The 13035-nt window shown below is 66.7% G+C and carries 13 protein-coding genes; 9 read left to right on the top strand and 4 right to left on the bottom strand.

Annotated features, from left to right (window positions below):
- The first annotated feature begins 73 nt into the window (after positions 1 to 73).
- Entirely contained in the window at positions 74 to 1234 is a 1161-nt protein-coding gene (locus KUV38_RS17745; protein ID WP_222471519.1) for a hypothetical protein, read from the top strand.
- 55 nt (positions 1235 to 1289) lie between these two features.
- On the opposite strand, the gene radC is transcribed toward KUV38_RS17745, so the two are convergent.
- Entirely contained in the window at positions 1290 to 2051 is a 762-nt protein-coding gene (gene radC, locus KUV38_RS17740) for a RadC family protein (protein WP_222471518.1), read from the bottom strand.
- Between the two features lie 70 nt (positions 2052 to 2121).
- Here radC and KUV38_RS17735 point away from each other — a divergent pair, with 70 nt between their 5' ends.
- Both KUV38_RS17735 and KUV38_RS17730 read left to right on the top strand, forming a co-directional pair.
- Complete coding sequence (locus tag KUV38_RS17735; RefSeq protein ID WP_222471517.1) at positions 2122 to 2610, top strand: hypothetical protein; 489 nt, start codon at positions 2122 to 2124, stop codon at positions 2608 to 2610.
- The gene (locus KUV38_RS17730; protein WP_222471516.1) at positions 2603 to 3067 is read left to right on the top strand and encodes a hypothetical protein; all 465 of its coding nucleotides are present in this window, start codon (positions 2603 to 2605) and stop codon (positions 3065 to 3067) included. The genes KUV38_RS17735 and KUV38_RS17730 overlap by 8 nt, the downstream gene beginning before the upstream one ends.
- Positions 3068 to 3164: 97 nt before the next feature.
- Here the strand turns inward: KUV38_RS17730 and dnaJ are convergent, their stop codons facing one another.
- Positions 3165 to 4316 carry a molecular chaperone DnaJ gene (gene dnaJ, locus KUV38_RS17725; protein WP_222471515.1) on the bottom strand — a complete coding sequence of 384 codons (1152 nt, stop codon included), beginning with the start codon at positions 4314 to 4316 and terminating at the stop codon, positions 3165 to 3167.
- Between the two features lie 79 nt (positions 4317 to 4395).
- A complete protein-coding gene (dnaK, locus tag KUV38_RS17720) occupies positions 4396 to 6312 on the bottom strand; it encodes a molecular chaperone DnaK (protein WP_222471514.1) in 1917 nt (638 codons plus the stop codon).
- A gap of 187 nt (positions 6313 to 6499) precedes the next feature.
- Here dnaK and KUV38_RS17715 point away from each other — a divergent pair, with 187 nt between their 5' ends.
- From KUV38_RS17715 to KUV38_RS17705, 3 genes are all read left to right on the top strand, one after another.
- Positions 6500 to 7072, top strand: coding sequence for a GNAT family N-acetyltransferase (locus tag KUV38_RS17715; RefSeq protein WP_222471513.1), 573 nt, complete (start codon positions 6500 to 6502; stop codon positions 7070 to 7072).
- Entirely contained in the window at positions 7069 to 7674 is a 606-nt protein-coding gene (locus KUV38_RS17710) for an alpha-ketoglutarate-dependent dioxygenase AlkB family protein (protein ID WP_222471512.1), read from the top strand. Before KUV38_RS17715 ends, KUV38_RS17710 begins: the two co-directional genes overlap by 4 nt.
- A gap of 146 nt (positions 7675 to 7820) precedes the next feature.
- A complete protein-coding gene (locus tag KUV38_RS17705) occupies positions 7821 to 8990 on the top strand; it encodes a mandelate racemase/muconate lactonizing enzyme family protein (RefSeq protein WP_222471511.1) in 1170 nt (389 codons plus the stop codon).
- A gap of 153 nt (positions 8991 to 9143) precedes the next feature.
- Here KUV38_RS17705 and KUV38_RS17700 read toward each other — a convergent pair whose 3' ends face one another.
- Complete coding sequence (locus KUV38_RS17700; RefSeq protein ID WP_222471510.1) at positions 9144 to 9965, bottom strand: ABC transporter permease; 822 nt, start codon at positions 9963 to 9965, stop codon at positions 9144 to 9146.
- Between the two features lie 132 nt (positions 9966 to 10097).
- Here KUV38_RS17700 and cysQ point away from each other — a divergent pair, with 132 nt between their 5' ends.
- From cysQ to KUV38_RS17685, 3 genes are read left to right on the top strand one after another with little or no spacing between them, the layout of a single operon-like run.
- Positions 10098 to 10895 carry a 3'(2'),5'-bisphosphate nucleotidase CysQ gene (cysQ, locus tag KUV38_RS17695; protein WP_222471509.1) on the top strand — a complete coding sequence of 266 codons (798 nt, stop codon included), beginning with the start codon at positions 10098 to 10100 and terminating at the stop codon, positions 10893 to 10895.
- Positions 10896 to 10898: 3 nt separating this feature from the next.
- On the top strand, positions 10899 to 11699 hold the full coding sequence (locus KUV38_RS17690; RefSeq protein ID WP_222471508.1) for a 3-deoxy-manno-octulosonate cytidylyltransferase: 801 nt from the start codon (positions 10899 to 10901) through the stop codon (positions 11697 to 11699).
- Positions 11696 to 12958 carry a glycosyltransferase family 2 protein gene (locus KUV38_RS17685; RefSeq protein ID WP_222471507.1) on the top strand — a complete coding sequence of 421 codons (1263 nt, stop codon included), beginning with the start codon at positions 11696 to 11698 and terminating at the stop codon, positions 12956 to 12958. The genes KUV38_RS17690 and KUV38_RS17685 overlap by 4 nt, the downstream gene beginning before the upstream one ends.
- Positions 12959 to 13035: the final 77 nt, after the last annotated feature.

Here is a 13035-nt window from a genome sequence, read left to right as displayed (position 1 = left end):
GCGCCCAACTCTGTCGTTAAATGTTTCCCCCATAATCCCCGATTGGGTGACGGGATGGGTGACGGAGGGAACGATGAAGATTGAGTCCAAGCTGAAAAAGCGGCTGATGACGGCTGGCTCGGTGTTTGCAATTGCACTGGGTACCGGCTTCGTGATGCAGAAGGTCGGGCCGATGGCCGATTCCTTCACCGATGATGCGCCGCAAGAGGTGGTCTCCAAGGCCCCCGCCGACCCCGCAGGCGCGCTCCAGCCGCTCTCCAGCGCCCGTCAGGAGCGCAAGGCAGCCGAGGCCGCCTCGCAGAAGCGCACCGCCCCCACCGAGGCCACAGAGGCCCGGTTCTCCGCTCCGGCCCCCGCCGAGGAAGAGGCCGGCCTTGCGCCCGCACCGCAACTCGCCAAGCCCGCCGAGCAGCCCGCCGTGGGCGTGACCCGCTCCGCCTCCGTGCTGCCCATGCCAGCGCTGCAATCGCGCACGCCGTCCGAGCCGATGCCCGCGCCCGAGGCCGCTGCCGCGCCCGCCACGGGCGAAGCCACGGCCACCGGCGAGACCGAAACCGCGCAGGATTGCACCGTTTCGCTCAGCGCCAAGCCGCAGCCCGCCGCCATGGTCCGCCTCGCGCTCACCGCGCCCTGCAACCCCGGCGAGCTCGTGACCTTCACCCACGGCCCGCTCACCTTTACCGAGGTGACCAACAACGAGGGCAGCCTCGTGGTCGATGTGCCCGCGCTTGCCGCCAACGCGAACTTCGAGGCCAGCTTCCCCCTTGGCGAGCGTGCCACCGCCCTCGCCCTCGTGCCCGGCGTGGATGACTTCAACCGCACCGCCCTCACTTGGGAGGGCACCGGCGGCGTCGCACTTCATGCCTTCGAGAACGGCGCCGAGTTCGGCACCGAGGGCCATGTCGATGCCTCCGCCCCCGCAGGCTCCTCCCGCGCCACGGCAGGCGAAGGCGGCTTCATCACCCTGCTGGGCTCCGCCGACGCGCCCCGCGCCCGCATGGCCGAGGTCTACAGCTACCCGCTCGCCGCAGGCGGCTCCGTCAGCCTCACCGTCGAGGCCGAGGTGACCGCCGCCAACTGCGGCCGCGAGGTGCAGGCCAAGGTGCTCCGCAAGGGCGCCGATGGCTTCGCACCCCACGCGCTCTCGGTCACCATGCCCGGCTGCGAGGCCGAGGGCGAGTTTCTGGTCTTCTCCGGCATCCTGCCCGAGATCCGGCTCGCCTCCGCCGAGTAACCGGCCCGCGCGTTTGCACCAACAAAGGGCGTCGCCGCAGCGGCGCCCTTTCGCGTTACAGGTAGCCCTCCGCCCGAAAGCTCAGTTCGCTGGCCCGCCCCACGATCAGGTGGTCGTGCAGGGTGATCCCCAGCGCATCCGCCGCCTCGCGGATCTTCTCCGTCATCTCGATATCCGCCGTCGAGGGCGTCGGGTCACCGCTCGGATGGTTGTGCACGAGGATCAGCGCCGAGGCATTCACCTCCAGCGCCCGCTTCACCACCTCGCGCGGATAGACCGGCACATGATCCACCGTGCCCCGCGCCTGTTCCTCATCGGCAATCAGCACGTTGCGGCGGTCGAGGTAGAGCACGCGGAACTGCTCGGTCTCCCTATGGCCCATGCTGGCGCGGCAATAGTCCAGCAGCTGCGCCCAACTCGAGATCACCTGCTTGTCCAGCACCTTGGAGCGGGCCAGCCGGTGCGCCGCGGCCTCCACGATCTTCAGCTCCGCAATAACGGCATCGCCCACCTCCGGTACATCACGCAATCGCGCAGGCGGGGCCGAGAGAACGCCGTTGAAGTCTCTGAACCGATCCAGCAGCGCGCGGGCCAGCGGCTTCACATCCCGGCGCGGGATGGCCCTGAACAGCACCAATTCCAGCATCTCGTAATCCGGCAGAGCCGCCGCGCCACCGGCCATGAACCGCTCCCGTAGCCGCTTGCGATGATCCTTGATGTAGCTCGGCAGCTTGCCCGCGGGCAGGGCGGTCGCCACCTCTTCGGCCTCATCCGGGTCGAACAACGGCATCGGGGCTTCATGGAAGGCGCGTGTCATGCCGCGACTGTGACACGCACATGGTGAATCAACGGTTAACACCGCCCGGCCCCGCGCCTAATCTCCCGGCATGAACATGCTCGCCCCCGCCCTTGCGCTCCTCCTCGCCGCCTCACCGCTCTCTGCCGCCAGCCTGCTCGGCACATGGAACTGTCAGGCCAGCGAAGGGAACGCCGCCCTTGGCCGAACCGTCACCTACAACGCCGATGGCACCTTCACCGGGCGGCAGGCCTTTCGCATCAAGCTGCGCTACAAGGGCAAGACCGGCTCCTCCAAGATCGCCTTCTCGGCAGCCGGGCGCTACGTGGTCAAGGGCAACGTGCTGGCCGAGCGGGTCGAGCGCACCTTCGCGCCCACCGTCACCGTGACCACCGAGGGCAAGGCCACCCGCCTGCGCGGCCCCGAGGCCGACAGGGCGCGTCGGCAGGTCGAACAGCCGCACCATGTCCGCTACGTCGTCCGCAAGCTGACGGACACGCGGCTCACGCTCGAATACGTCTCGCCTTCCGGCAAGAAGGCCGACAATCTCCGCATGTCCTGCCGCCGCACCAATGGCTAGGCCCGCGCTCGCCGCGCTTTTCCTGCTGTCACTTGCCGCCTGCCGCGATGATCCGCAGGTCGCGCTGCTTACCGGCGGCTGGCTCTGCACATCCCAGCCGGGCGACTACACGATGGAGCGTCAGGTGAGCTACGGCGAGGGCGGCACGCTCTCCGGCCGGACCGATGTGCAAAGCACCGATGGTGGCGACCCCGTTGCCATGCAGTTCAGCTTTTCCGGCACGTGGGAGCTCGCCGAGGGCGCCCTGACCGAGCACTACGAGACTCACCGCCTGATGCGCTTTGCCGAAGCCGGGCAAAACGTGCCGCTGGCCGAGCTGCCCTCCGGCATGATCACCGAGGTCGAAACCGCCCTCGCCAACCAACTCGCCCGCTACCGGATCGAAGAGATCAGCGCGAGCGCCCTGCGCCTGCGCGACACCGATCAAGGCATCGAGACCACCTGCACCCCCGCGTAAGCCCAAGTTCGACCCGTCTCCCAAGCGCTCTTGCCCCCAAAAACGCGAAAGGGCGCGCCACTCCCGGCGCGCCCCTTGGCTCGGGTGATCGCCACCCTCAGCCCTTCATCCCGTCCCAGAAGCTCTTCACCTTGGAGAAGAAGCTGGAGGTCTCCGGGTTGTTGTCTTTCGCCAGCCCCTCGAACTCCTTCAACAGCTCCTTCTGGCGGCTGGTCAGGTTCACCGGGGTCTCCACCGAAAGCTCGATGAACATGTCCCCGTTGCCCGCACCCCGCAGCGGCGGCATGCCCTTGCCGCGCAGGCGCATCTGTTTGCCACCCTGCGCGCCCGCCGGAATCTTCACCCGGCTGCGGCCACCGTCGATGGTAGGCACCTCGATGTCACCGCCCAGTGCGGCGGCAATCATGCTCACCGGCACCCGGCAAAACAGGTCCGGGCCCTCGCGCTCGAACAGCGGATGCGGCTCCACCTCGATGAAGATGTAGAGGTCGCCCGCAGGCCCACCGCGCAGCCCGGCCTCGCCCTCACCGGCAAGCCGGATGCGCGTGCCAGTCTCGACGCCGGCGGGAATGTTCACGCTCAGCGAGCGGTCCTTCTCCACCCGGCCCTGGCCGCCACAGGCCTTGCAGGGGTTCTTGATGTGCTGGCCGAGGCCGCCGCAGGTGGGGCAGGTGCGCTCCACCGTAAAGAAGCCCTGCTGCGCGCGCACCTTGCCCATGCCCGAACAGGTCGGGCAGGTGGTGGGCTCCGCGCCGCCCTCGGCGCCGCTGCCCTCACAGGTGTCGCATTGCACAGAGGTCGGCACGTTGATGGTTTTCTGCGTGCCCTTGTAGGCCTGCTCCAGCTTGATCCGCAGGTTGTAGCGCAGGTCGCTGCCGCGCGCCGCACGCCTTCCCCCGCCGCCGGGGCGGCCACGGCCACCCATGAAGTCGCCGAAGAGGTCGTCGAACACGTCGCTGAAGGCAGAGGCGAAATCGCCCTGCTGGTTGAAGCCGCCGCCCTGTCCGGGGCGCGGGCCGCCGCCCTCGAAGGCCGCATGGCCAAAGCGGTCGTAGGCCGCCTTGCGCTCGGGATCCTTCAGCGCGTCATAGGCCTCGTTGACCTCCTTGAACTGGTCTTCGGCCTTGGGGTTGTCGGCGTTGCGGTCGGGGTGCAGCTCCTTGGCCTTCTTGCGATAGGCCTTCTTGATCTCGTCGCCCGACGCGCCGCGCTCAACGCCCAGCACCTCGTAGAAATCGCGTTTTGCCATCTGATCGCCCTTTCCCTTGAACCGCGAAGACCGGCCCGGTTTCCCGGACCGGCCTATCCCGGGTTACATCAACGTGCGATCAGGCACGCTTGTCGTCGTCGAGGTCTTCAAAGTCGGCGTCCACGATGTCGTCATCCACACCGCGGGGGCCATCCTCGGCGTCTTCGGGCTCGGCCTCACCGGCCTTCTCCTGCTCCGCCTTGTAGATCGCCTCGCCGAGCTTCATCGCGGCCTCGGTGAGGTTCTGGATGCCCGACTTGATCTTGCCGGCGTCCTCGGCTTCCAGCGCCTCTTCCAGCGGGCCCATGGCCAGCTCGATGGCTTCCACCGTCGAGGCGTCGACCTTGTCGCCGTGCTCCTCAAGCGATTTCTTGGTGGAGTGCAGCAGGCTCTCGCCCTGGTTCTTGGTTTCCACCAGCTCCTTGCGGGCCTTGTCGGCCTCGGCATTGTCCTCGGCGTCCTTGACCATCTTCTCGATGTCGTCGTCGCTGAGACCGCCCGAAGCCTGGATGGTGATCTGCTGCTCCTTGCCGGTCGCCTTGTCCTTGGCGCCCACCGACACGATGCCGTTGGCGTCGATGTCGAAAGTCACCTCGATCTGCGGCATGCCGCGCGGGGCAGGCGGGATCTCTTCGAGGTTGAACTGGCCGAGCATCTTGTTGTCGCTCGCCATCTCGCGCTCACCCTGGAAGACCCGGATCGTCACCGCGTTCTGGTTGTCTTCGGCGGTCGAGAAGATCTGGCTCTTCTTGGTCGGGATCGTGGTGTTGCGGTCGATCAGGCGGGTGAACACGCCACCCAGCGTCTCGATGCCCAGCGAAAGCGGGGTCACGTCGAGCAGCACCACGTCCTTCACGTCGCCCTGCAGCACGCCGGCCTGAATCGCGGCACCCATCGCCACAACCTCGTCAGGGTTCACACCCTTGTGCGGCTCCTTGCCGAAGAACTTGGTGACCTCTTCGATCACCTTCGGCATCCGGGTCATACCACCCACCAGCACGACCTCGTCGATGTCGCCGGTGCTCAGCGCGGCATCTTTCAGCGCGGCCTGGCACGGCTTGATCGAGGCCTTGATCAGATCGCCCACGAGGCTCTCCAGCTTGGCGCGGGTCAGCTTCATGACCATGTGCAGCGGGGCACCATCGGAACCCATGCTGATGAACGGCTGGTTGATCTCGGTCTGGCTCGCGCTCGACAGCTCGATCTTGGCCTTTTCCGAGGCTTCCTTCAGACGCTGCAGCGCCATCTTGTCCTTGGTCAGGTCAACGCCGTTCTCTTTTTTAAACTCGTCGGCAAGGTAGTTGACGATCCGCATGTCGAAGTCTTCACCACCAAGGAACGTGTCACCGTTGGTGGATTTCACTTCAAACAGGCCATCGTCGATCTCGAGGATGGTCACGTCGAACGTACCGCCGCCAAGGTCGTAAACGGCGATGGTCTTGCTGTCTTTCTTGTCGAGGCCATAGGCCAGCGCGGCGGCGGTCGGCTCGTTGATGATCCGCAGCACTTCGAGGCCCGCGATCTTGCCGGCGTCCTTGGTCGCCTGACGCTGGGCATCGTTGAAGTACGCCGGAACGGTGATCACCGCCTGCGTCACGTCTTCGCCAAGGTAGCCCTCGGCGGTCTCTTTCATCTTGCCAAGAATGAACGCGGAGATCTGGCTGGGCGAATACTTCTCGCCGCGCGAGTCGACCCATGCGTCGCCATTGCCGCCATCAACGATGTTGAACGGCATGTTCTTCTTGTCCTTCGCCAGATCCGAGTCGTCGAACCGGCGGCCGATCAGGCGCTTCACGCCAAAGATCGTGTTTTCGGGGTTGGTCACGGCCTGCCGCTTGGCGGCTTGGCCGACAAGGCGTTCACCCTCGGTGAAGGCCACAATCGAGGGCGTCGTGCGTGCACCCTCAGCGTTTTCGATCACCTTGGGCTGCGAGCCGTCCATGATGGCGACACAGCTGTTCGTGGTCCCAAGGTCAATACCGATGACTTTAGCCATTATACTCTACCTCTTCATTCGGCGATGTTGTGGGCAACAGGTCCTCTGAGAGGCCCCTGACACCCGATCCCAAGTGGCCGGGGTTGGGCCCCCGACCGAGCTTCGAAGGGTATATAAGGAGGCGGTTGCGCGGCTGCAACACATGTGAAGGGATGAATCTGTGGGAAAATCGCATGGATTGGAGCCAATGACCGGATTCTTGGGCAATCTCGCAGAGGGGTTCGAGCCGCAGCCGCTGCTGGTGAGCGCCCGGCTGGCACTGCGCCCCCTGTGCGAGGACGACCGCGCGTCGCTGGCAAAGGCCGCCGCCGACCCGCAAATCTGGGCCGGACACCCCGCCACCGAGCGCTGGCGGCCCGAGGTCTTCGGCCCCTATTTCGACCTGCTGTTTGCCTCCGGCACAGCCCTTACAGTGCGCGAGGCGCCCACAGGCCGCGTCATCGGCACCTCCCGCTACTACGCCACCACCGATGCGCCTTGCGTGCCCTCCGTCGGCTTCACCTTCCTGACCTGCGATCACTGGGGCGGCGGCACCAACTTCGAGCTGAAGCGGCTGATGTTCGGCCATGCCTTCGCGGTGTCCGAGACCGTCTGGCTCCACATCGACCCCGGCAACATCCGCTCCCAAACCGCCACCGGCAGGCTCGGCGCGGTGCACGATCACGATGCGATGCTCGATTACGGCACCGGCCCCGGCCTGCGCCAATGCTGGCGGCTGGAGCGCACCGCTTGGGAGCATGTGCTGGCAGAGCGGGCATGACAGCCCCGCTCGATTTTCACGGGATTCGTCTCTATCCCGGCCTGATCGACCGCCCGGCGCAGGACGCGATGGTCGCCGCGCTGCGTCGCGTGGCCGAGGCCGCGCCGTTGTTTCACCCCGAAACCCGGTTCGGAAAGAAGATGTCCGTCAAGATGACCTCGGCGGGCGCCTTCGGCTGGGTCTCCGACCGTCGCGGCTACCGCTACGAGCCGCGCCACCCTTCGGGCGTCGCATGGCCGCCCATCCCGCCCGAGGTGCGCGCCATCTGGCAACAGGTCAGCGGCGTGGACCGCGCCCCCGAGTGCTGCCTCGTCAACTACTACGCCGAAAGCGCCCGCATGGGCCTGCATCAGGATATCGACGAGAGCGACTTCTCCATGCCCGTGGTCTCCATCTCGCTGGGAGACGATGCCCTCTTCCGCGTCGGCGGCCTCTTCCGCTCCGACCCCACCGCCTCCACATGGCTCCACTCCGGCGATGTCTGCGTGCTCGCAGGCGAGGCCCGCCGCGCCTTCCACGGCATCGACCGCCTCAAGCCCGGCACCTCCACCCTTCTGCCCCAAGGCGGCCGCCTCAACGTGACCCTTCGCGTCGTCACCTGACCCGCTCATCCGCCCTTCGAGGCGTCTTCGCCCCCGCCCCGGCCGCGACACCCGCACAGGGGCGATGACCGGGCGCAGCCCGCGAAGAGCCGCCCCCTTCCAATCCCCCGCCGCCCCCGCCATCCTCCCATCCGAGGGAGGCCACCATGAAAATCACCAAAGTCACCAGCCACGTGCTGCGCTACGACCTGCCGGAACCGCTCGGCTACTCGCAGCAGTATTACCACCAGCGCACCGCCCATCTCGTCGAGGTCGAAACCGATGAGGGCATCACCGGCTGGGGCGAATGCTTCGGCGCGGGCAACGTGGCGCTGGCCAACCGCGCCATCGTCGAGCAGGTAATCGCCCCGATGGTGCTGGGCATGGACCCGCTGGACCGCGACGTGATCTGGCACAAGGTCTACAACCTCCTACGCGACCACGGGCAAAAGGGCATGCCCATGCAGTCCCTCTCCGGCGTCGACATCGCGCTCTGGGACATCGCCGGCAAGGTCGCCGGCCTGCCGCTCTGCCAGATGGTCGGTGGCCGCCACCGCGCCCGCCTGCCGGTCTACGGCTATGGCATGATGCTCCGCCCCGAATCCGCCGACGAGCTGGTCGCCCGCTTCCCTGATGAGGCCGCCGCCATCAAGGGCATGGGCTTCGCCGCCACCAAGATGAAGGTCGGCCTCGGCCCGCGGGATGACATCCGCCTGATCGAGGCCGTCCGCCGCGGGGTGGGCGACGACTTCCGCTTCATGGTCGATGCCAACCACTGCTACACCACCGCCGATGCCTTCTACGTCGGCCGCGCGATGGAGGAGTTCGCGCCCTACTGGTTCGAAGAGCCCGTCGCGCCCGAGGATTACGACGGCTACCGCGAGCTGCGCACCGGGCTGACCACCAACATCTCGGGCGGCGAGGTGGAGTTCAATCGCTGGGGCTGGCGCGCGCTGCTGGAGGCCCGCGCGCTCGATATCGCCCAGCCCGAGGTCTGCGCCCTCGGCGGCGTCACCGAGTATCTCCGCGTGCTCGCCCTCTGCCACGCCCATTTCACGCCCGTCGTGAATCACGTCTGGGGCTCGGCCATCGCGGTTGCCTGCAACCTCCACCTCCTCGCCGCCATGCCGCCCCTGCCCGGCGGCCTCTTTCCGTGGGAGCCGATGCTGGAGTTCGACACGACCGACAACAAGTTCCGCGACGACCTGCTCGAAGAGCCGCTCGATATCCAGGGCCAGGTCGCCCGCACCGGCGGCTACGCCGCGGTCCCCGAAGGGTCGGGCCTCGGCGTCTCGCCTGACCGCGATTTCATCGCCGCCTACGAGGTCGCGCGGTGAGCGCGGCGGGTTAACTTAACCAAGGCGGGCGAATATCGCGTATGCATAAGATGTGCATGGGATGTGCATCAGTTGTGCATCAATGTTTTATGGGGTTAACGCCATTTCCGGCCAAATCCCTGCCCCACCGCACGCTGCCGCCACGCAGCCGCCTCAGCGCTTGGCGTTCCAGCTCATCGAGACCCGCTTGCGGGTAAAGAACTCGCCCAGCAGCCCCAGCATGATCAGCGTGAGTGACAGCAGCACCGGATAGGTGATCGAGCTGTAATGCGGGTTGTAATTGATAAAGGCGAACCCCCGCGCCTGATCGATCGTGTGGAACAGCGGGTTCCAGTCGAAGAACGGCAGCATGTAGGCCGGCAGGCTGTTGGCGAGAAACATCTTGCCCGAAGCCACCATGTTGGCCCGCGAGTAAATGCTTGAAATGATTGAGACCGCATCCGGCGCCCAAGGGTTGATCGACAGAAACAGCATGCCCACCGCAACGCCCGAGAACCACGCCAAGAGAAACATCGCAAAGGTGCCCATCGGGTCGTAAAACTCGATCGGGTTGATCGCCACGTGGTAGATGAACAGCACCATCGAGGCCGAGAGCAGCTGCGTGTATAGGCTCGCCAGCGCCGCCGAGCAGATCGCCACAAGCGTGTTCATCGGCGCGTGCTTCATCATCGCCGAGGCCGGCCCCTCCGAGCCCACCACCGCGCCCATCGCCTTGATATGCGTCATGAACATGAAGATCCCGCTCATGATGTAGAGCACGAAATCCCCGCGCACGGCGTTCTTCTTCATGCCCAGAATGGTGAACATGAAGTAGAAGATGCCCACCAGAATGACCGTCTGGAGCATGTTCATCACAAGGCCCCACACGGCGTTGCCGCTGCCCTTGCGCACCTCGCGCACCGTGGCGTGATAGATCAGCTCCAGCATCGCCAGAGCCGAGCCGTAGGGCGTTCTTGGGGTTTGCTTCTCGAACATCTGCCTGTGCCGCCTCTTGGCGCTGCCTGCCCGGCAACCTTGCACGCAAAACTTGCCGAAACTTTGACGCCAAACCATAAGGGGCGCGGACCGGCAGTCAATTGACGGAGCCGCGAGTTGAAGGAGAGAACGATGGATTTCGACCGTTTGGTCACAGTGATGCGCCGGCTGGCGCTCGAGGCGGGCGCCAAGATCATGGAGATCTACGAGGCCGACGACTTCGAGGTGAAGGCGAAATCCGATGAAAGCCCCGTGACGGAGGCCGATGAAGCCGCCGATACCCTCATCGGCGCGGGCCTGCGCGAGGCCTTCCCTGATGTGCTGGTGGTGACCGAGGAGCAGGCTGGCACCCATACCGAATCCGCCGATGCCTTCCTCATCGTCGATCCGCTCGACGGCACCAAGGAGTTCATCAACCGGCGCGGCGATTTCACCGTGAACATCGCCTATGTCGAAAACGGCGTGCCCCTGCGTGGCGTGGTCTATGCCCCTGCAAAACAGCGGCTTTTCTACACCCTCGCCTCCGGCCAGTCGGTCGAGGAAACCGGCACCCACGCCCCCGGCGAGCCGGGCGAGCAGGTGCCGATGCATGTGTCAGAGCCTGACAATAGCGCGCTTCTGGTGGTGGCCTCCAAGTCGCACCGCGATCAGGCCACGGAGGATTACATCAACCTTTATCAAGTGGCCGACATGAAGAGCGCGGGCAGCAGCCTCAAGTTCTGCCTCGTCGCCACCGGCGAGGCCGATCTCTACCCCCGCCTTGGCCGCACGATGGAGTGGGACACCGCCGCAGGCGATGCCGTGCTGCGCGGCGCGGGTGGCAAGATGGTCCGCTTCGATGACCACACCCCCTTCACCTACGGCAAGCCGGGCTACGAGAACCCGTTCTTTATCGCCTATTCGCCCGATGTGGCGCTCAAGCAGGGCTAGCGCTTGTCCTTTCTCATCGTCATCCCCGCCCGCTACGCCTCGCAGCGCTACCCCGGCAAACCGCTGGCCACCCTGCGCGGCGCGTCCGGCATCGAGAAGAGCCTGATCCAGCGCAGTTGGGAGGCCGCGCAGGCGGTCGAGGGCAGCCCCCGCGTGGTGGTCGCCACCGATGATGACCGCATCCGTACGGCGGCAGAGGCCTTCGGCGCCGAGGTGGTGATGACCTCGCCCGAGGCCCGCAACGGCACCGAGCGCTGCGCCGAGGCCGTGGCCAACATGGCCGAAAGCTTCGATGTGGTGGTGAACCTGCAAGGCGATGCCCCGCTGACCCCGGCGTGGTTCATCACCGATCTCGTCGCCGCCGCCCGTGCCGAACCCTCTGCCGAAATCGCCACGCCCGTGCTGCGCTGCGACGGCGCCGCGCTGAATGCCTTTCTGGCCGACCGCAAGGCAGGCCGCGTCGGCGGCACCACCGCCGTCTTCGGGCATGACCGCTCCGCGCTCTACTTCTCCAAGGAGGTGATCCCCTTCACCTCCGAGGCGTACGCTCCCGAAGCCGCCACGCCGGTGTTCCACCATGTCGGCGTCTACGCATATCGCCCCGATGCCCTCGCCGCCTACCCCTCCTGGCCCGTCGGACCGCTGGAAACGCTGGAGGGGCTGGAGCAACTCCGCTTTCTGGAGCAGGGCCGCCGGGTGCTCTGCGTCGAGGTCGAGGGGCGCGGGCGCGCCTTCTGGGAGCTCAACAACCCCGAAGACGCCCCCCGGATCGAGGCCATGCTGGCGCAGATGGGCGTTGAATGAGTGAGGGCGCGGCGGCGGCGGGCGAGGCGGGGCCGCAGGCCAGCGTCATCATCGTCAGCCGGAGCCGCGCTGCCGAGCTGCGCCGCAACCTCCCTGCCTATCGCTTCCAGACTCACCGCGCCTTCGAGCTGATCCTCGTGGCCGACCCGGCAGGCCTCGCCGTCGCGCGGGAGCTTAACCTTTCTCAGCGGATGAAACTGGTAGAGTTCGACGAGGCCAACATCTCTGCGGCCCGCAACCTTGGCCTCGCACAGGCCGCCGCGCCGCTGGTGGCCTTCATCGACGATGACGCCACACCCGAACCGCCCTGGCTTTCGCGCCTTCTGGCGCCGTTCAGTGACCCGTCGGTGATTGCCAGCACCGGCTTCGTGCGGGGCCGAAACGGAATTTCCATGCAATGGCAAGGGGTTGCAACAGACGAGACCGGCGCCGACATCGCGCTCGACGTTAACGAATTGGAAACCACGCTCTGGCCCAGCGCGCGCTGCGTCAAGACTCACGGAACCAATTGCGCCTTCCGCCGCTCTGCCCTCACCGCCATCGGCGGGTTCGACCCGGCGTTCCGGTTCTTTCTCGACGAAACCGATGTCACCCATCGCCTCGCGCCTTCGGGTGGCCAAACCGCCATCGTACCCCGCGCGCAGGTCCACCACGGCTTTGCCGCCAACGCCTCCCGCCGCGCCAACCGCGCGCCCACCGACCTGCACCAGATCGGCCGCTCCGCCGCGCTCTTCCTGCGCCGCCACTGCCCCGCGCCGCGCCACGCCGAGGCGCTGGACGCCCTGCGCCAAGGGCAGGCCGAGCGGGTCGCGCGCTACCGCAAGCAGGGCCGCCTGAGCGCCGAAGAAGAAGCCCCGCTCATGCCTTCGCTCGAGGCCGGCATCGCCGAAGGGATGGCCGCCCCCCTCACCGATCCTGCCCCGCTCGCCGCCGCCGAAAGCCCCTTCAAGCCCTTGCCCCAAGGCCCCGGCCCTACCTCGCACGAGCTGCGCAGTTGCGGTCTCATCGGCTTCCGCCGCGCGCTCGCCCGCGCCCGCGCCGATGCCGCCTCCGGCCAAAAGATCGTCACGCTCCTCCGCCTTTCCCGCACGCCCCGCAAACACGCCAGCTGGTTTGACCCTGCGGGCGTCTGGGTCCAGCGCGGCGGCCTCTTCGGCCGCTCCCTGCGCAGCGACCCGCCCTTCCGCCTCTGGCGCCGCGCCGCCCGGATTGCCCGCGAGCGGGCACGGATTGCCACTTTTCGCAGCCCCGAGAGCTGACCTTCGCCCAAATCGCGGGCCATAGGCCAACACGCGCCCGTGAATCCCGCCCCGAGTGCAACAAAATGGGGCGCTTG

The organism is Vannielia litorea, from assembly GCF_019801175.1.
Lineage (GTDB): Bacteria > Pseudomonadota > Alphaproteobacteria > Rhodobacterales > Rhodobacteraceae > Vannielia > Vannielia litorea_B.
Note: the sequence above shows the minus strand (reverse complement) of the source record. Positions and strands in the feature narration are given on the sequence as shown.